The 19,347-nt window shown below is 43.0% G+C and carries 18 protein-coding genes; 2 read left to right on the top strand and 16 right to left on the bottom strand.

The annotated features are described in order from the left end of the window. Positions 1 to 211: 211 nt before the first annotated feature. From PGQ33_RS03300 to PGQ33_RS03260, 9 genes are all read right to left on the bottom strand, one after another. Positions 212 to 589: a PBECR2 nuclease fold domain-containing protein gene (locus tag PGQ33_RS03300; RefSeq protein ID WP_270205251.1), complete on the bottom strand. Its 378-nt coding sequence runs from the start codon at positions 587 to 589 to the stop codon at positions 212 to 214. A gap of 15 nt (positions 590 to 604) precedes the next feature. Beyond that, positions 605 to 1,438: a DUF5688 family protein gene (locus PGQ33_RS03295; RefSeq protein ID WP_270205250.1), complete on the bottom strand. Its 834-nt coding sequence runs from the start codon at positions 1,436 to 1,438 to the stop codon at positions 605 to 607. Positions 1,439 to 1,689: 251 nt separating this feature from the next. Then, positions 1,690 to 2,247 carry an elongation factor P gene (gene efp / locus PGQ33_RS03290; RefSeq protein WP_022220387.1) on the bottom strand — a complete coding sequence of 186 codons (558 nt, stop codon included), beginning with the start codon at positions 2,245 to 2,247 and terminating at the stop codon, positions 1,690 to 1,692. Positions 2,248 to 2,389: 142 nt separating this feature from the next. Then, the gene (locus PGQ33_RS03285; RefSeq protein ID WP_055297273.1) at positions 2,390 to 3,397 is read right to left on the bottom strand and encodes a TRAP transporter substrate-binding protein; all 1,008 of its coding nucleotides are present in this window, start codon (positions 3,395 to 3,397) and stop codon (positions 2,390 to 2,392) included. Positions 3,398 to 3,408: 11 nt separating this feature from the next. Further along, positions 3,409 to 4,698 (bottom strand): TRAP transporter large permease, encoded by a 1,290-nt coding sequence (locus PGQ33_RS03280; protein WP_055260595.1) that lies wholly within the window; start codon positions 4,696 to 4,698, stop codon positions 3,409 to 3,411. After that, positions 4,683 to 5,198 (bottom strand): TRAP transporter small permease, encoded by a 516-nt coding sequence (locus PGQ33_RS03275; RefSeq protein WP_055155619.1) that lies wholly within the window; start codon positions 5,196 to 5,198, stop codon positions 4,683 to 4,685. The genes PGQ33_RS03280 and PGQ33_RS03275 overlap by 16 nt, the downstream gene beginning before the upstream one ends. 282 nt (positions 5,199 to 5,480) lie before the next feature. Then, entirely contained in the window at positions 5,481 to 6,245 is a 765-nt protein-coding gene (gene aroD, locus PGQ33_RS03270; protein WP_270205249.1) for a type I 3-dehydroquinate dehydratase, read from the bottom strand. A gap of 18 nt (positions 6,246 to 6,263) precedes the next feature. Continuing rightward, positions 6,264 to 7,478 (bottom strand): MFS transporter, encoded by a 1,215-nt coding sequence (locus tag PGQ33_RS03265; RefSeq protein WP_008375049.1) that lies wholly within the window; start codon positions 7,476 to 7,478, stop codon positions 6,264 to 6,266. A gap of 72 nt (positions 7,479 to 7,550) precedes the next feature. Further along, positions 7,551 to 8,429, bottom strand: a complete 879-nt coding sequence (locus PGQ33_RS03260) for a shikimate dehydrogenase (RefSeq protein WP_008375048.1) — start codon at positions 8,427 to 8,429, stop codon at positions 7,551 to 7,553. Positions 8,430 to 8,652: 223 nt separating this feature from the next. Between PGQ33_RS03260 and PGQ33_RS03255 the strand changes: the two genes are divergently transcribed. Beyond that, positions 8,653 to 9,537 carry a LysR family transcriptional regulator gene (locus PGQ33_RS03255; protein ID WP_270205248.1) on the top strand — a complete coding sequence of 295 codons (885 nt, stop codon included), beginning with the start codon at positions 8,653 to 8,655 and terminating at the stop codon, positions 9,535 to 9,537. On the opposite strand, the gene PGQ33_RS03250 is transcribed toward PGQ33_RS03255, so the two are convergent. After that, on the bottom strand, positions 9,534 to 10,424 hold the full coding sequence (locus PGQ33_RS03250) for a LysR family transcriptional regulator (RefSeq protein ID WP_117556097.1): 891 nt from the start codon (positions 10,422 to 10,424) through the stop codon (positions 9,534 to 9,536). The two genes, PGQ33_RS03255 and PGQ33_RS03250, sit on opposite strands and share 4 nt — an antisense overlap. A gap of 396 nt (positions 10,425 to 10,820) precedes the next feature. On the opposite strand from PGQ33_RS03250, the gene PGQ33_RS03245 reads away from it, so the two are divergent. Further along, positions 10,821 to 12,821: an oxidoreductase gene (locus PGQ33_RS03245; protein ID WP_195501767.1), complete on the top strand. Its 2,001-nt coding sequence runs from the start codon at positions 10,821 to 10,823 to the stop codon at positions 12,819 to 12,821. 224 nt (positions 12,822 to 13,045) lie between these two features. On the opposite strand, the gene PGQ33_RS03240 is transcribed toward PGQ33_RS03245, so the two are convergent. The 6 genes from PGQ33_RS03240 to groL form a co-directional block, all read right to left on the bottom strand. Next, positions 13,046 to 13,561, bottom strand: a complete 516-nt coding sequence (locus tag PGQ33_RS03240; protein WP_055155622.1) for a YqeG family HAD IIIA-type phosphatase — start codon at positions 13,559 to 13,561, stop codon at positions 13,046 to 13,048. Beyond that, positions 13,554 to 14,345, bottom strand: a complete 792-nt coding sequence (locus PGQ33_RS03235) for a shikimate kinase (RefSeq protein ID WP_270205247.1) — start codon at positions 14,343 to 14,345, stop codon at positions 13,554 to 13,556. The genes PGQ33_RS03240 and PGQ33_RS03235 overlap by 8 nt, the downstream gene beginning before the upstream one ends. Before the next feature lie 106 nt (positions 14,346 to 14,451). Then, positions 14,452 to 15,180 (bottom strand): peptidoglycan recognition protein family protein, encoded by a 729-nt coding sequence (locus tag PGQ33_RS03230; RefSeq protein WP_008375036.1) that lies wholly within the window; start codon positions 15,178 to 15,180, stop codon positions 14,452 to 14,454. A gap of 276 nt (positions 15,181 to 15,456) precedes the next feature. After that, entirely contained in the window at positions 15,457 to 16,911 is a 1,455-nt protein-coding gene (gene guaB, locus PGQ33_RS03225; protein ID WP_117834063.1) for an IMP dehydrogenase, read from the bottom strand. A gap of 207 nt (positions 16,912 to 17,118) precedes the next feature. Further along, on the bottom strand, positions 17,119 to 17,610 hold the full coding sequence (locus tag PGQ33_RS03220; RefSeq protein ID WP_055155625.1) for a DUF6106 family protein: 492 nt from the start codon (positions 17,608 to 17,610) through the stop codon (positions 17,119 to 17,121). 100 nt (positions 17,611 to 17,710) lie between these two features. Further along, positions 17,711 to 19,336, bottom strand: coding sequence for a chaperonin GroEL (gene groL, locus PGQ33_RS03215; RefSeq protein ID WP_008375030.1), 1,626 nt, complete (start codon positions 19,334 to 19,336; stop codon positions 17,711 to 17,713). Positions 19,337 to 19,347 lie beyond the last annotated feature (11 nt).

Here is a 19,347-nt window from a genome sequence, read left to right as displayed (position 1 = left end):
AATCTGCACTTGGCTCATCGTATACACAAAAAGGTGCCGCAAACCTGCGACACCTCTTTAAGTCTTCTTCAAATGATTATCCAGCAGGCGTGCGCTTCTCCTGCATCTCTCAGGTTTCCCCTGTCTATACCATCGGCGTGTGGATCGCACGAAATCTTCCACCTTAGATAATCATATGAATGAATTTTTCTCTACATTCAGTATATCAATATTATTCTCTTTTGTAAAGAATTTTCTTGTTGCGCAGCAGCCTGTTCCATTCCTTATCATCTATTTTCATAAATGTGATAATTGAATTTTTGTAGTCCAGATTATCCTTTGATGTAATCAAACGTAAAACCATTTTAAATACTTCTTTAACGTCCTTAATTTCTTTTAGTATCAACGCTGTATTGGGTTTCTTCGCTTCAATTATATAATCCGGATCCCGTATTATCTCGTCAAAGTATGGAGAAAAAAGTTCATAATCATTGGGATGTCTTTCCCGAATATGCATAATCTGCACAACAGTTATAATAACTTCATCTGTTACTATATCCTCTGCTATACAATGGTATATTTCCCTGTCAATTTTCCCTACTCTATACACGTTTATAATCTATCCCTACTTCGCCACGATCCGAATCTCCTCCCCATCAAAGTAATACACGGAATCCGAAAGCACTTCCTCCGGTACCACTCCGGTCTGATTGATCTCTTTTACCATTTCCTGCATCCGCTCCGGCTCCAGTCCAAAGCTTTCCGGCACCAGTATCACTTCATGGATACTGCTTGGCAGGATATAGAAATCCCCTCTGATCATCCCCCTGACCTTTTCCCGGAAAGCCGGATACCGCATCACTGCTGCCCCCAGACTGCACTGCTCGTTCGTCGCCACATACATAAAGCGCACAATCTGCCGGATCTGCACCGGATAGATCCGCGGTGTATTCTTCTCGGCAAGACGGCGGATCTCTTCCTTTTCCACACGCCAGTACCGCAGATGCTCGTTGCGGATCTGGATCGCCGCCGAGCCAAAGCGTGTGTTGTCTATCTGGATATAATAGACCACTGCCAGATCCAGGAACGGCTCATAAGGAATCTGCTTTAACAGTTCTTCGTTGGCATCCCGCCGGATCAGCTTGTACACGATATGCTCTTTTACATGATTAAAATCAAACAGATTCTGACAATCACAGGTCTTCTTCACCCGTATCTCCTGATAAATACTGCAAATGGAATCTGCCAAATCCGGTACCTGCTGCCCCTTCAGGTACTTCTGGTAAAATTCCTCCAGATAGATCGTCGGTGCAAGGTTGCTGTCCTCCTGCTTAAAAAGAATCCCTGTTCTTCTGGTTCCATTATTCTTCGTCACGGTGTACAGCTCCGTCCTCACCTGCGCATCTACCTGTCCTCTGATCTCGCATAACATAGCATTCATAAATTCTGTATAATTCATCCGTTCTCCTTCCTGAAAGCCATGCGCCGCAAAGAACCTTTTCTGCCATCTTAAGGCAGCTTATGATTTGAATATCACCTGCATTCAAGCAGGTGTGTACTGCCAATTATATCTGCCCTTTTTTCAGATTACAAGAACATTCTTTTCCTCTCCAAAATGGCATTGACATGCAAAAAAGCCGAAAGCATGAGGACTTGCCTCTGCTTTCGGCTTTTATCTCTGTCTTAATTTTGTGAATTATGACGAAAGGATTATGCTCTTGAACTGTACTCTCCTGTACGGGTATCAATTTTGATCTTGTCACCCTGGTTAACGAAAAGCGGTACAAGAACACTTGCTCCGGTCTCAACGATAGCCGGTTTGGTAGCACCTGTAGCTGTATCACCTTTTACTCCCGGCTCTGTCTCTGTAACTTCAAGTTCCACACTGATCGGCGGCTCTACTGAGAATACGTTACCTTCATGTGAACATACTTTAACCATCTCGTTCTCTTTTACAAACTTGAGGGAATCTCCTACTGTATCTCCATCAACTGCGATCTGGTCGAATGTCTCAACATCCATGAAGTGATAGAGTTCACCATCAGAATACAGATACTGCATATCTTTTCTGTCGATATGAGCGGTATCGAATTTCTCTGTCGGACGGAAAGTCTTTTCTACTACACCACCACTGATGATGTTTTTAAGTTTTGTTCTAACGAAAGCTGCTCCCTTTCCCGGTTTTACATGCTGGAATTCCAGAATCTGATAAATGTTACCTTCGATCAGTACTGTAAGACCATTTCTAAAATCGCCTGCTGAAATCATTGTAATATCCTCCTTATATATGCCCTGGGGCATTCCTTTTACTTTTTATATACATTACTTATAATTCTATAATAAAAAACTCTATTTTTCAACAAAAAATTTCAATCAATTACAGATTTCCCTGATTTTCCGTATTTTTTTGCTATTTCATATAGGCATTATAGAGTTTTTTATCCACATTTTTCTCGATTTCATCGTAAACCGGCTGCACTGCCTCACGGATTTCCGCTCTCAGTTCATCACTAAGTGTAACAATCTGTGTTCCACTGTCCTCAATTACTTTGATCTTGTCTGCAATCCGGTCATCCGATGCCTGGCGAGCCTCTTCTTTGGCGATCTCAGCAGCTTCTACAAGGATTGCCTGCTTATCTTCCGGCAGATCCTGAAAAAATTCATCACTGACGATCAGAGAGATCAGATGCGGCAGGTGATTGGTTTCCACCACATAATCCTGCTGTTCATAAAGCTTGTTGGATACGATAACCTCGTATGGATTCTCCTGGGCATCAATGGTTCCCTGCTGCAGCCCGATATACACCTCACTGAAACTCATCGGTGTCGGAGATGCTTTCAGTTTTTTCCAGAAATCCATATGGTAGGAATTCTCCATGGTACGGATCTTCTGTCCTTTAAAATCAGCCAATGATTCGACCATTTTATTCGTTGACATGACACGGAATCCCTGGTCTGCATAGCCAAGGAGCTTATACCCGCCATTCTCATAGACATCCTCCAGAAGCCCATAGAACTCCGGATCATCTACCTTTTCACGTACTTCATCAATCGTACTGAATCGGCACGGAATATCAAACACCGCAAGGTCCGGCATGAAGGTTACCTGCGGTGCGGTATTTTGGATCACAAACGGAATGTCCCCATCCTTACAGCTCTCCAGAAGCTCCCTGTCCCCTCCGATCGTACCGTTCGGATAGACCTGGATCTTCATCTTGCCATCACTTAATTCTTCTACTTCTTCCGCAAATTTTTCTGCATAGATCTGTGTTACGGTATCCTCCGGACTTGCCGTTGCAAGCGGCCATGCATATCGCTGTACTTCATCATCCGCAACCGTCTTTTTCTGACACCCCGCACTGAGTGCAAGTGCCGCACACATTCCTGCCGCTACCGCCATTCTTACTGCTTTCTTCATGCTGCTACCTCCTATATCAGTGCCAGGCTGATCGCCGGGATAAATGTAATTAACAAAAGTGCAACAAGGAAGTAGCCTATCATTGGCATCGCATGTTTGGAAATGCGCATGATCGGGATATCTGTAAGCGAGCTTGCCACAAACAGATTGACTCCGATCGGCGGTGTTACAAATCCGATTGCAAGGTTGACAACCATCATGATTCCAAAGTGGATCGGATTCATGCCGACTGCTGTTACGATCGGCAGAAGGATCGGTGTCAGGATCAGGATTGCCGGTGTGGTATCCATGACCATTCCCACGATCAGAAGGAATACATTGATCACCAGAAGCAGGACGATCTTATTGGTAAAGTGCGTCAGGATCCAGGTGCTTACCATCTGTGGGATTTGCATCAAAGTCAGAACTCTTGAAAATGCAATCGATGCTGCAAGGATAAACATGATCGGTGCATAGGTGCGCACGCCTTCCACCAGTGCCGGCCAGATATCTTTAAACGTCATCGTCTTATAAATAAACAGGCTGACGATCAGTGCGTAAAACACTGAAATGACTGCCGCTTCTGTCGGCGATGCGATTCCGGAATAGATGCATCCCAGAATGATAACCGGACTCAAAAGTGCCCAGAAGCTTTCTTTTAAAACCTTCAGGAGTCCTTTCTCATGAAGTTCTCCGACTACTTTCTGGATCTTTTCTTTGTCCTCTCCATTCTTTTTACAGTAATAAACTGCATAGACCATCAGAAGTCCGCCGATCAGAAGTCCCGGAATGATCCCTGCGATAAACAGGTCACTTACTGATTCACCGGAAGCACTTCCGAACATGATAAACGGAATACTTGGTGGAATAATAACTCCAAGACCACCTGCCACGGCTACGATCGCCGCGGAAAAATCCTTATCGTATCCAAGCTCGATCAGAATCGGGATCGTCATACTTCCGACTGCTGCAACCGTCGCCGGTCCGGAGCCTGAAATTGCACCATAAAACAGACAGGTTACAATGACCGCGCACGGCAGACCCGCTGTCAGATTTCCAAGAAAATAGGAAAATACATCAAATAATTTTTTGGAAATGCCGCCTCTTGCCATGATGATTCCGGAAAGTACGAACATCGGAACCGCAAGGAGCGGAAAGCTGTCAATTCCTCCCAGCATAGAACGGATCACAAACTGTCCGCTGGCTGTGAAGGATGGATCAAAAGCACCCGGAAGGACCGATGCGATCGTAAGCGCGATTGATACCGGAATGGCAATGATCAGACAGATTACAAATAAGATAAATACTACTGCTGCCGGCATGCTTTTTCTCCTTTCTCATCTTTTTCTCTTACTACTTTTAATTCTGCAAACCACCGCTGGATAATACGGATCGCTACCAGGATAAAACTTACAAGCGGTGCTGCCTGCACATAATACATTGGGATGTGGCACGCCGGACTTACCTGTCCGCTCTCTACTGCTGACATCATATACTTAAACGCAAACGGTATCAGGTAAAGAAATACCATCAGTTCAAAGGTATGGTTGACCAGTTTAAAAAGTGCCTTCCCTCTTCGTGGGAAAATTGACACAAACTGTTCGATCTTAATGGAAATACATTTTTTTGTGCAATAGCTGACGCTCAAAAATCCCGACCATACAAACAGGTAACGGGTAATCTCCTCCGACCAGGACGGCGCTGAGCCGAGTACATATCTGGAAAACACCTGGATCCCCATGATCACTGTCATCAGGATCAGGCTTATCACCATAAAAAATTCTTCCAGATAGTTATCCAGCCAGATTACTGTTTTCTTCATTCTCATTTGCCCTCCATTCATGTAATCATACAAAAATGATATCAATTACCGAAGAATTTGTCTATTTTTTCTATTTGCTTTTATCTCTTTAAATAGCAAAATTTTCTATAATTTTTTCACTTTCAGAAATCGGTTAGTTTTTTAACAAAACCAGAATATGATAAAGGCCCGCAATCCACCGGAATCCCCGGTATGACTGCGGGTCTTTATCCTGCCTTTTTCACTCTTCATTCAGGTTAAACATAACGGATCCGCCACAGGACTTCTCCGGATGTTTCTTCACTAGATGCTCTTATCGATCAGAGTCAGGATTTCTCTTAAATCTGATGCATTCATCTGTCCAGGTGCAGAAGCTTTTCCTACTGCCCCGAAAGTAAGTGCTGAACCAAATACTTCACCGCACAGGCGACTGATCAGTCCGGTACCTGCCATAGCCATTGTAATGATCGGACGGTCTGCATGTTCTTCTGCCATTTCACGTGTTGCTTCAAGAAGTGTAAGTACATCCTTTTTGCACTGTGGCATTACTGCAATTTTCGGGATATCTGCGCCGAGTTCCTGCATTTTCACAAGGCGTCCTACGATATCGTCTTTGTCCGGTGTCTTATCGAAGTCATGGTTGGATGCAACAACTTTTACGCCGTGTGCATGCGCGCCTTCGATGATATCTTTTACAACTTCGTCCCCTGTAAATGCTTCTACATCCACAAGGTCAACCAGTCCTGTTGCTGCTGCTTTCTTGTTCAGCTCTGCATATGCGTCAGCTTCGATTGCTTTTTCGCCGCCTTCTTTGGAAGTACGGAATGTGAAAAGAATCGGAGTTTCGCCAAGTGCCGGACGAAGATCTTTTAATACATCTTCAACCTGTGCGAAGTCAAATACACCTTCGAACCAGTCTACACGCCATTCTACAACATCAAGCGCAACATTCTCAAAAGATCTTGCTGCTGCAAGAATTTCTTCTTTTGTCTTTCCGACGATCGGTACACAGATTTTAGGTACTCCTTCACCGATCTTAACGCCACGAACTTCTACATATTTACTCATGTCTGTTTTCTCCTTTTTCTAGTTGTCAGCCTGAGCCTGTTCTACCATCTTAGTATAACGTAAGTTTACAAATAATCCAAGAAGGACTCCAACTGCTGTAAGAACGATATTCATAACCATAACCTGTGACGGCTGCATTTTGGATGCTGCTGTAAGGATGGTGTAGTTACACAGGGAAGATGCGATCATAACAAGTGCTGTTACAGTTCCTTTGATCTTCGGGAAAAGCATGTTGCATACAGAAGTTGCGATCTGAAGAAGTCCGCCTGCTCCTGCCCATCCGATCAGGAATGCACCTGCAATCATAAGTGTCTGGCTCTTTCCAACCAGAACAGCGATCATTGTTACAAGACAGATTACCGGGTATCCCAGGATAAATCTTACGTCTTTGATCTTTCTTGTTAAAAGTGCAGTTACAACGAGTGCAAGCATTGTTCCTGCTGAATAGTATGTCTGCATGATGGACGGATCAGCCCAGCCAACATTCTCTTTTGCAAAGTTCTGTGCACAGTTCAGCCATAACTGGAAGGTACCTGTACATGTGAATCCGATCAGGATCATTGCGATGGATTCTACAGAGAAATGGGTATGCTTTAAGCTGTCGATCAGGCCTTCTTTCTTTCCCGCTGCTTTCTGATCTGTATCCGGGAGTGGGAAGATCATAACCAGTACCAGAAGTACAAGATAAGCGATTCCACATGCATAGAACAGTGTGTTGTAAGAGGTTGCTCCTGTTGCTGTTGTAGCGACAGTTACACCAAGTACGAACGGTAAAAGCATCTGCGATACAGAAATAAAGAATTTGATCCCCATAGTTGCAACGCCCGGTGCTTTGTAAATGATTTCTGAAACAGCCGGGTAAATTCCTGTATCCAGGAAAGAGTTTGCGATACCACCAACGATTGCACAGATATATGCGATCTGGTATCCGCCATTTGTTCCTGCATTAAATGCAAGTGCAAGTCCGATCAGGTAGATTGCATAGGATCCACTACCGATCGCTGTTGAAATACGACGTCCGAGTTTGTCAGAAAGCGGTCCGGCGAACGGAAGCGCGATCAGACGTCCAAGTCCGAGTGCTGCTGAAATTGCAGTGATTGCCATAACTTCTACGCCCCAGGAAGCGGCAAGTGCTTCCTTGATGACTGCCTGTCCAAGGATGGAACATCCGACACCATGGATAAAGTAGTTTAAATAAAGGATCAGGGCGCTGGGTATGTATTTCTTATTCATCTCTTTTCCTCACATTCCTGTTTTTCAAATTTTTTCGATTTCTTCTTAAATTCAATACAAGCCTGCCGGGTATTAATCATCGTATCTGATGTTTAATACTTCTTTCATGTGTTCGATCGGCATTTCTTTTCCTGTCCAGAGTTTGAATGCTGCTGCTCCCTGGAATAACATCATTCCAAGACCGTTCATTGTCTTACATCCAACTTCTTTTGCCATAGAACGCATCTTTGTTTCCAGTGGTGAGTAAGGAACATCAATAACAATAAGTTCCGGACGGAAGAATGATTTATCCGGTACAACTGACATTCCTTCCAGTGGTTTCATACCAACACCTGTTCCGTTTACGAAGATGTATGAATCGTTCATTTCTTCTCTTAATTTTTCTTTGTCATCCAGATCGTAAAGAGTAGCTTTGCAATTTGTCTTTTCATTGATCTTTCTTACTGTTTCTTCAGCATTTGCCCAGAATTTATCATGAATATTGAAAATAGAGATTTCTTTTACGCCGTCAAGTGCAGCCTGGATTTCAATTGCTGTAGCAGCTCCGCCTGCGCCTGCGATTGTCATCTTCTTTCCGATCACATCGATATCGTTATCTTTTAATGCCTGCATGAATCCGATGCCGTCTGTGATGTGTCCTGTTAAAACACCATCTTCATTTACGATTGTGTTAACTGCTCCACAAAGCTCTGCTGCCGGAGATAATTTGTCCAGATACTGTCCAACAACTGTTTTATTTGGCATAGACACGTTAGATCCTACCATTTTCAGAGCACGAAGTCCTTTTACTGCATCTTCCAGTGTGCTGTTGTCAACTTCAAATGCAAGGTAAGCATAATCCAGTCCAAGGTAAGCAAATGCTTCATTATGCATTGCCGGTGAGCTTGAATGTCTGATTGGATAAGCCATAAGTCCGATAAGTTCTGTGTGTCCTGTAATTCTCTCTGCCATGATTTGTTCTCCTTTTCTTCTTCCATCGAAATTTATTTCTTTGTTCTTTGAGAATGTTTTTAACGTTTGCCCAATTTTTGTTAATTTTTAAACAACCTCTTGATAGTTAAATTATAGACGATATCATTTGATAGTTCAAATACATCTTATATGTGTTTTTGATAGTTTTTTGGCATCAGTTATGGTATGATTATTTTATATAATATAGAAAGGATTTTTTACCATGACGCTAAATCAGCTTGAATATTTCCAAAAAGTAGCAACCCTGCAGCATTTCCGGCAGGCTGCAGAAATACTTAAGATCTCCCAGCCAAGCCTCAGCCGGTCCATGTCGCTTCTGGAAGAAGAACTTGGACTGATGCTTTTTGAACATCAGGGACGCAATGTTGTCCTCACCAAATCCGGCCGCGTCTTCCTGGAACATGTCAACCGGATCCTCGAGGAGGTACATATTGCCGAGCATAAGATGAAGCAGCTTGCCGGAAGCGGCGGACATATTGATATCGCCTATGTATTTCCGCTGGCAAACTACTATATTCCGCATACAGTGCGATCCTTCCTGGATATAGACCGCAACAAGCATGTAACCTTCAATTTTAACCAAACGCACACTGCAGATATGATCCAGGGGCTCAAATCCGACCGCCACGATGTGATCTTTGGTTCTTTCGTTGCGGATGAACCGGATATTTCCTTTGTACCCATTCTGAACCAGAATATGGTTGTAATTACTCCAAAAGAACATCCTCTTGTCCAGAAAGAATCCGTCTGTTGCAGTGACCTTACCGACTATCCTCTGATCGGGTATGACCGCTATTCCGGACTCGGTGGCTTCACCCGTAACTTCTATAAAGAAAAGAAGCTGAAGGTAAACATCATCTGTGAGTGTCCGGATGAAAACGCAATTGCTGCCCTGGTTGCCGAAGATTTCGGAATCGCCCTTGTTGCCAGGGTCGATGCGGTTGATCAGGCAAATGTAACCGTACTCCCGCTTGCCGATGCAGACCTTACCCACACCGTTTATATGGGATACATCCGCGACAAATACCAGATTCCCGCTGTCAAACGTTTCATCCAGTTTGTCAAAAGAGATGGGAAGGCCTATTAAAGTGCCTTCCCATTGCTTTCTTTTACATATTCAATAAATTCTTTTACAACCGGCGCCAGATATTTTTCCTTCAGCTTCGCCAGATATATATAACGTTCATATGGTGGATTCTCAATATCCAGTACATCTACATTCAGATTTTTAAGTATAGGAATCTCCGGCATTACCGCAATTCCAAAATTTTCTGCCACAAGACCTGCCATCGATGCATCTTCCAGAATCTCATATGCTATCTTCGGCGTCCCTCCGGTCTGTTCAAACAACTGGTCGATCACCGGTCTGAGCCCGCTGTTCTTGGTGAAATATACCTGGGGATAAGGAAGTGTTTCCTTCAGATCAACAGATCCTCTTCCGGCAAGCTCATGGTCTCTTGGAACAACAACAACCAATTTTTCCTTAGCGATCGGTACAAAATCAATCCCGGATTCTTTTTCTTTTCGCGAGCAGAAAGCGATGTCATACTTCTCCTCTTTCAACCCCTGTATGATCTCTGTCGTATTTCCGACAGAAAAACGGAAATTCACATCCCAGTCTTCGTGTTCCTTCAAAAAACCGCCTACAAGCTGTGGAACAAATACACTTCCAAGCGTAAAAATATATGCGAGATCGATCACCCCGCCGGTGTCACTTGTCAACGCCCTTGTCTTTTTTACACCACTGTCCAGAATCTTTAAAGCTTCTTCTACATATTCCAGAAATACTTTTCCGTACTTTGTCAGTACAACGTTACGCCCTCTTTTTTCAAACAGGTTTGTCTCAAGCTCCTGCTCCAGCATACTGATGGCATGGCTCAGACTTGGCTGCGTAATGGACAGCATTTCCGCCGCTCTGGTATAGTGTTCTATATGTGCTAGTGTCACAAAGTAATGCAACTGATTCAGATTCATAAAACCATCACCCTCTTTCCTGTTCTTATATTAAACATAGCATAAATTATTTAATTATTCTATAGTTTTGTTTAAATTGTCTATCTTTTTCCACTTCTCGTCTTCCTGGTATAATTTTGTTTTTATCTTTTTCACTGTTTCTATAGTTATATTCTATTATTTTTCTATGTATTTTCAATTTGTATTTTTCAGTTTTTTGTAGTTATAATGGATTTAACAAAAACCGGTACGCCCAAGCCGGTATAAGACAACCTCGTGTGACTAAGATTTTTTGAGGATTGCAGGAATTGCATAGCAATGGAGCAATCCGATTACATCAGTGAGTGGCAAAATTTACTTTTGACACTCACATCATTTTATTTTGATTATTAAGTCATTTTTACGGAGGAATTTCTAATGAAAAGCAAATACAAACACATTTTCGAGCCATTTACCATCAAACATATGACGGTCAAGAACCGTATCGTCATGACTCCAATGGGAACCAACTACGGTGAACAGAATGGTGAAATGAGTTTTCTTCATATCAATTATTACGAGCAGCGTGCAAAAGGCGGTACAGGACTTCTCATCGTAGAGAACGCCAGCGTTGATTCTCCACAGGGATCTAACGGAACCACACAGCTTCGTATCGATCAGGATAACTACATTCCAAGACTTTTCAAACTTTGCGAAACAGTACACAAACATGGATCCTGCATTGCAATCCAGATCAATCATGCCGGTGCTTCTGCACAGTCAGCACGTATCAATATGCAGCCGGTTTCTGCTTCTGATGTTCCTTCAAAAGCAGGCGGTGAAATTCCGCGTCCACTGGAAAAAGATGAAATCATGCATATTGTTAAAAAATACGGTGAAGCCGCAAAACGTGCTCAGATCGCAGGGTTTGACGCTGTAGAAATCCACGCAGGACATTCTTACCTTATAAGCCAGTTCCTTTCACCTCTTACAAATAAGAGAACAGACGAATTCGGCGGATCTTTGGAAAACCGTGCAAGACTTGCAAAACTTGTTATTGAAGAAGTTAGAAGACAGGTTGGACCATTCTTCCCTATCTTTGTTCGTATCAGTGCGGACGAATTTATGGATGGCGGAAATACTTTGGATGACTGTCTTGATTACCTGCAGTACTTCCAGGAAGAAGTTGACGTATTCGACGTATCTGCCGGTCTGAACGGATCCATCCAGTACCAGATTGATGCCAATTACCTTCCGGATGGATGGCGTTCTTATATGGCAAAAGCTGTAAAAGAACGTTACGGCAAACCATGTATGACAATGGGTAACATCCGTAACCCACAGGTTGCTGAAGATATTCTTGCAAGAGGCGATGCTGACCTGATCGGTATGGGACGTGGACTGATCGCTGATCCGGAATGGGTAAATAAAGTAGAATTCGGTGATGAATGTGATATCCGTAAATGTATTTCTTGTAACATCGGATGTGCAGGACACCGTATCGGAATCAACCGTCCGATCCGTTGTACTGTTAACCCGTCTGTAAATGGCGGCGAAGATTACAAAAAGCAGAAAATCAACAAGCCTTGCAACGTTGTTGTGATCGGTGGTGGTACTGCCGGACTGGAAGCTGCATGTACAGCTGCCGAGGTTGGATGCACTACTTTCCTGATCGAGAAGAAACCGGAACTCGGCGGACTTGCCGCCCTGATCTCCAAGATCCCGGATAAGAAGAGACTTGCTGACTTCCCGAACTATCTGATCCATCGCGCAAGCAAGCTGAAAAACCTGTTCATCTTCAAGAACACGGAAGCTACGATTGAAATGATCAGAAGCATGAACCCGAACATTATTGTAAATGCTACCGGTTCTAATCCGCTCCTTCCACCGATCAAGGGTCTTCATGAGAATATTGACAAAGAGAGCGGAAAAGTTTCTTCTATTACAAATATGATCAACCATGTTATGGAATATCCAGAAGATCTGAAAGGTAAAAAAGTCGTTGTTATCGGTGGCGGTGCCGTAGGTCTTGACGTAGTAGAATTCTTTGCTCCACGTGGCGCTGATGTAAGCATTGTGGAAATGATGCCGGTAATCGGTAACGGAATTGATCCGGTATCCAAAGTCGGAACCTTTGCACTGATGGATAAATATGGTGTAAAACAGTGTCCAAATACTGCTCTTCTTGAAGTTAAAGCAGATTCCTTCCTTGTTAAAACGCCAGAAGGAAATGAAGAAGAAATGCTATTTGATTATGGATTTGTATGTCTTGGTATGAGAGCAAACGCTCCAATCCTCGATGCAGTCCGTAAAGAATTCGAAGATGAAGATGTTGAAATCATGAACATCGGTGATAGTGTACGTGCCCGCCGTATCATCGAAGGTACAGAAGAAGGACGTAACATCCTGAATGTTCTTGCCAAACATGACTACTTATAAGATTTTGTAAATATAGTATCCCCCCTGATGTCCCCTGGTTCTCGTTATGAGAACCGGGGGATTTCTATTTACTTTACTAAAAAGAATGTGCCTTGGCACATTTTCGCGCCGAGCGCAGTCGCTTGCAACATTCTTCATCTTCGTGCGAGTGCACATTTTCGGCACGCAGTGCCTTTTATTTGATAGGAAGTTCCTTCGGAATTTCCTATCAAAAAATGCCCTGCCTACTTGCAGGACATTCTCTTTTCGTTCTCTTTTTTATAGAAATGTAATACAATCTTCTCCAGATATCTTTTCAGCACAATCTGAATCTCTTCTTTTGGATAGATTGGCTTCACCAGAATACTCTTCATCCCGGTACGCTTCGCTCCCCACACATCCGTAAAAAGCTGATCTCCGATAAATACAGTGTTTCCTCTGTCCGTTTGCATCAGCTCCATGGCTTTTATATAATTCTTCGTGGAAGGCTTATGCGCATTAAACACATACTTGCTCTGCACCTTTTCGGCAAAAGGCTTTACACGTGGTTCCTGGTTATTGGAAATCAGGCATGTATCAAACCCGATGCTGCGCAGCCTGTCAAAAAGACAGATTGCTCTCTCATCTGCCGGTGCTCCATGCGGAACCAGCGTATTGTCAATGTCAAATACCAGTCCACGACAGCCTTCCCGATACATTTTTTCAAAATCCAGTACATAAGTGGACGCTACATATTCGTCCGGATAAAAGGTCTTAAACATGATTCTCATCCATTTCCAGAAGCTTCTGAATCAGATCTTCACAGATCTGCAGAACCGTCTTGTTATCTGTATCTACAACGATATCTGCAGCCGCCTCGTATTTTTCTCTTCTTGCTTCCATCAGCTGCTCGATATATTCTACATTCTTGTGTCCATTGAGCAGCGGTCTGTCGTCACTGTCTTTTACACGGTCAAGAATGGTCTGTGGATGTGCAGTAAGGAGTACTACACGACCATTTTTCTTCATCTCCGCGACATTGCGTTCACGCATTGCCACACCACCACCACAGGAAATGATCACATTCTTCTTCTCCTGCATCTCGATCAGAAGATTGGTTTCCATATTACGGAAGTATTCCTCCCCATAGGTCTCAAAAATATCGGAAATACTCATGCCTTCGCGTTCTGCAATCAGCTGGTCCATCTCAACCACTTCCATGGCAAACATGGTACTAAGATAATCAGAGATCGTACTTTTTCCAGCTCCCATAAACCCGATCAGGACAATGTTGTAATCAAAAAGCTTCCTAGCCTGGATCTTCTTACTGTTGCGCTGGATACGCTCAAATACATCATAAATCTCGTCTCTGTGCTTATCATTGTGAAGGCTGAACATCAGTCTCTTCTTCTGCTTTTCTTCCTGTTCCGGCTGCAGGATCGGTATACCATACTCTTCTTTGTATGCCATGATCTTTTCAATGATCGCATATCTTTCTTTTAATGCCTCTGTGATCTTCGCATCACAGTTTGCAAGCTCTTCACGGTATAATTCCAAATCGTTCATCTATCAATTCCTCGTTTCTCACTCTACTGCTTTCCGGGTGCCTTCAATTGCCCGTTATATTAAAACATTATAGCAGACACTTTGAAAGTGAATCAATAGATATTTTTTATTTTGCGTTATCCAGGACCGCTTTTACATCACTTTTAAACTGCTTCCAGGCATCTTCATTTTCGACAAAGTATTTCGGACAGATTTTCCCTGTAATATCATAATGTCGGATCACATCTTCTTCTGTCAGCGAAAACTTTTCACACAGCCATGCTGTAAGTTGTACCATGCTCTTATAAGTTGCCTCGTTGAACTTTCCGGTCTCATCCGGATGACAGCACTCAATGGACACCGTATCAAAATTCCGTGTATTGGACGCATAAGCAACCTCCCAGGTTGGTACGCACTGTACGATTTCCCCGTCCAGTCCTACTACAAAATTACTGCTTGCCTGCGTAATGTGACTGTCCTTCAGTCCCTCAAAATAGTCTCTGTTCTCCATCGCTGTCGAACCAGGATTGGCAGTGTAATGAATGACTATTCCGGTAATCTCATTGGTTGAAAGTCCCGGTCTTGAATATTCATTCACAGTTAACAGTTCTACATCAATATCCGGCTTTTGGGCACTGATCACTTCATCAGAAAGCTCACTGTATGCTCTCTGTGCAAAGATTCCTCTTCCACTGATCTTCATAATAGAAAGTGCAAGAAGCAGTGTGATCAGGATCGTACTTCCCACCTTTATATAACGGCTCATTCTGCGCCTCTTATTCGCCTCATAATAGCTTTTTCCATCGCCACCCCTGTACAGGTTGGCTCTGGTGTTTTTCTTCTTTCTTCGGTTCATTTCGTCATCTCAATCTTTTGTGTTTTTTGCAAATTTTCTGTTGGAATCCCAACTATATCCAGACTATCATAAAATGGTGAGAAATTGTTGAAAAAATTATTATTTTTTTATTAAGGTAGTCGGAAGGGGACGTGTACCCCTCCGAAAAAACAATTGCCGCTGGATTCAGTTGACTGTTGAAGGTTTGGGTGAAGTTTGAAAATAGTTGGATAATGTAAGAGAGAAGAATCGTCTCTCCTACGGAAATGATTCTTCTCTCTTGATTAATTTTGCATCTTATTCATCTACGCTGTAGTTTGGTGCTTCTTTTGTGATGTGAATGTCGTGTGGATGGCTTTCTTTGAGGGATGCGGAAGAAATTTTTACGAAACGTCCTGTTGTCTTGAGAGTTTCGATGTCTGGTGCTCCACAATAACCCATTCCGGAACGGAGACCGCCCATTAACTGGAATACAGTATCTTCTACAGATCCTTTATAGGCAACTCGTCCTTCTACGCCTTCCGGTACAAGCTTCTTCGCATCTGTCTGGAAGTATCTGTCTTTGCTTCCGTTCTCCATTGCTGCGATAGATCCCATTCCACGATATACTTTGTATTTTCTTCCCTGATAGAGTTCGAATGTTCCCGGGCTCTCATCGCATCCTGCGAAGATACTTCCCATCATACATACGTTGGCTCCGGCTGCGATCGCCTTTGTCATATCACCTGAGTACTTAATACCACCATCTGCAATAATCGGAATTCCCGACTCTTTTGCTGCTTCGTAGCAGTCCATAACAGCTGTGATCTGTGGTACACCGATACCGGCTACGATACGGGTTGTACAGATGGATCCAGGTCCGATACCAACCTTTACTGCATCAACACCTGCATCGATCAGCGCTTTTGTTGCTTCTCCTGTTGCAACGTTACCTGCGATCACCTGAAGATTCGGGAATGCATCCTTGATCATTCTTACGGTACGAAGTACATTTGCTGAATGTCCGTGTGCCGAATCAAGTACTACTACATCAACTTTTGCTTTTACAAGAGCTTCTGCTCTTTCAAGACAGTTCGCTGTAATACCGATCGCTGCACCACACAGAAGTCTTCCCTGCGCGTCTTTTGCTGACAGTGGGTATTTGATCTGTTTTTCAATATCTTTAATTGTGATCAGACCTTTTAAGTTAAAATCTTTGTCTACGATTGGAAGTTTTTCTTTTCTTGCTTTTGCGAGGATCTTCTTTGCTTCTTCCAGGGTGATACCTTCCTGTGCTGTTACAAGACCTTCGCTTGTCATGGATTCTTTGATCTTCTTGGAGAAATCTTCTTCAAACTTGAGGTCACGGTTCGTAATGATACCTACCAGCTTTCTTCCCTCTGTGATCGGAACTCCGGAAATACGGAACTTCGCCATCAGTTCATTAGCATCTGCCAGTGTATGCTCCGGCGACAGATAGAATGGATCTGTAATAACACCATTCTCAGAACGCTTAACCTTGTCTACTTCTTCTGCCTGCTGTTCAATCGACATATTCTTGTGAATAATACCGATACCTCCCTGGCGTGCCATAGCGATCGCCATACGATGTTCGGTAACAGTGTCCATTCCCGCACTCATCATCGGTATGTTAAGCTTAATGCCCTTTGTAAGATAAGTTGATAAATCAACCTGATTTGGAATTACTTCTGAATAAGAAGGTACCAGAAGTACATCATCGAAGGTGATTCCTTCTCCAATAATCTTTCCCATGATTTTTCTTCCTTTCTCTCTCGTCTGTAATTTTGATTATCTGCTATGATAACGCATAAATCTATGCTATGTCAAGTCCTTTATCGAGTACATTCGTCCGTCCGTGACAATCACATTTCTACAGATCACTGATAATTTTACGTAACCGTCTTTCCGGATGCAATTGTACCTCGGAACCTGCAAGCTTTTCTGCACGTCTTTCGGGAATTATTTACAAAATACTTTTCTTGGTGCCAGCATCTTCAGTCCTTCACAAACTGTCTTATTTGGCTCAAAAATAATTTTTTTCTTTTCCCCGTTATTTACAACGATCAGCTCATATGTATCTGCCCCCGGCATACCTGAACTGTAATCGGTTCCTTTCAGTCCTTGATAAGGTCTGAGTTCCGGCGAACCGGAAGGTGCCATCATCTCAAGATCCGTCATCTCCATGGAAAACATATTTTTCCGACGGGATTTTGCCATAATCTTATCAATATCAAGACTCCCATTCACAAATAAATACTCATATTCAACATCCATACTCCGGAACAAAAAAACATCCAGTGCGATCATGATCACCGGACCAATTATTCCGAATGGGATCATAAATATAAGTACGACCGACAGAACAGTAAGTATGATAAGTATTGCTTTGATCAGCGTCGTCGAAGATGCTTTCTGCCTCTTCACCAGCTGTTCTGTGTAAAAATCACCCATATCCTAACCTCCAAATTTATATATTAGAACTATTGTAACACTTTTATAATAAAAAGAAAACTCCTCTTCTGAGGAGTTTTCTAAAAATCATATTTTTAGCTTACATCATGCCCATTCCCGGAGCTCCGCCCGCCGGCATAGCCGGTGCATCTTCTTTGATGTTAGCAACAACGGATTCTGTTGTAAGGAGTGTAGATGCAACACTTGTAGCGTTCTGCAGTGCGCTTCTTGTTACTTTTGCAGGATCAAGGATACCTGCTTTCACCATATCTACATATTCTTCATTGTAAGCATCAAAGCCATTTCCCGGTTCAGCTTCTCTTACCTTGTTGATGATAACTGCGCCTTCAAGACCTGCGTTAGCTGAAATGTGGAATAATGGTGCTTCCAGAGCTTTGAGGACTACTTTTGCCCCTGTCTTTTCATCACCTTCCAGAGTTTCTGCAAGTTTGGCAACTTCTTTTGATGCATGGATGTATGCTGATCCACCACCTGCAATGATTCCTTCTTCTACTGCTGCTCTTGTTGCATTAAGAGCATCTTCCATACGGAGTTTTGCTTCTTTCATCTCTGTCTCAGTAGCAGCACCTACACGGATAACTGCAACTCCGCCGGCGAGTTTTGCAAGTCTTTCCTGAAGTTTTTCTTTATCAAAATCAGATGTTGTCTCTTCGATCTGAGCTTTAATCTGTCCGATTCTGGCTTCCAGAGCAGCCTTATCGCCCATACCATCAACGATGACTGTATTCTCTTTCTGAACTTTTACAGATTTTGCACGTCCAAGCTGTGCCATTGTTGTATCTTTCAGTTCCAGACCAAGTTCTTCTGAGATTACCTGTCCGCCTGTTAAGATTGCAATATCTTCCAGCATAGCTTTTCTTCTGTCACCATATCCAGGTGCTTTTACTGCAACTACATTGAATGTTCCACGCAGTTTGTTGACGATCAGAGTTGTAAGAGCTTCTCCTTCGATATCTTCTGCTACGATAAGAAGTTTTGCTCCTGACTGTACGATCTGTTCCAGCAGTGGAAGGATTTCCTGAATATTAGAAATCTTCTTGTCTGTGATCAGGATATATGGATCGTCAAGATTTGCTTCCATCTTTTCCATATCAGTGCACATATATGCTGAAATATATCCACGGTCGAATTGCATACCTTCTACAAGGTCAAGCTCTGTCTTCATTGTCTTTGACTCTTCAATTGTGATAACGCCATCGTTGGAAACTTTATCCATAGCTTCTGCTACCATCTCACCAACACTGTCATCACTTGCTGAAATAGCTGCTACTCTTGCGATCTGCTCTCTTCCTGTAACTTTGCTGCTCATCTTCTTGATAGCTTCTACAGCACAGTCTGTTGCTTTCTTCATACCTTTTCTTAATACGATCGGGTTTGCACCTGCTTCCAGGTTCTTCATTCCTTCGTGTACCATAGCCTGTGCAAGAACAGTTGCTGTTGTTGTACCATCACCTGCAACATCGTTGGTCTTAGATGCAACTTCACGGATCAGCTGTGCTCCCATATTTTCAAATGCATCTTCCAGTTCGATTTCTTTTGCGATTGTTACACCGTCATTTGTGATAAGCGGTGCTCCGAATGATTTATCCAGGACTACGTTTCTTCCTTTTGGTCCGATTGTTACTCTTACTGTATCAGCAAGTTTGTTGACACCTGCTTCCAGTGCCTTTCTTGCGTCTGCTCCGTATTTAATTTCCTTTGCCATTTCTATCACTC

Origin of the sequence: Coprococcus sp. AM100_B19A (assembly GCF_027662015.1) — a bacterium.
GTDB classification, from domain to species: Bacteria; Bacillota; Clostridia; order Lachnospirales; family Lachnospiraceae; genus Allocoprococcus; species Allocoprococcus comes.
This window is presented reverse-complemented; position numbering and strand designations above follow the sequence as displayed.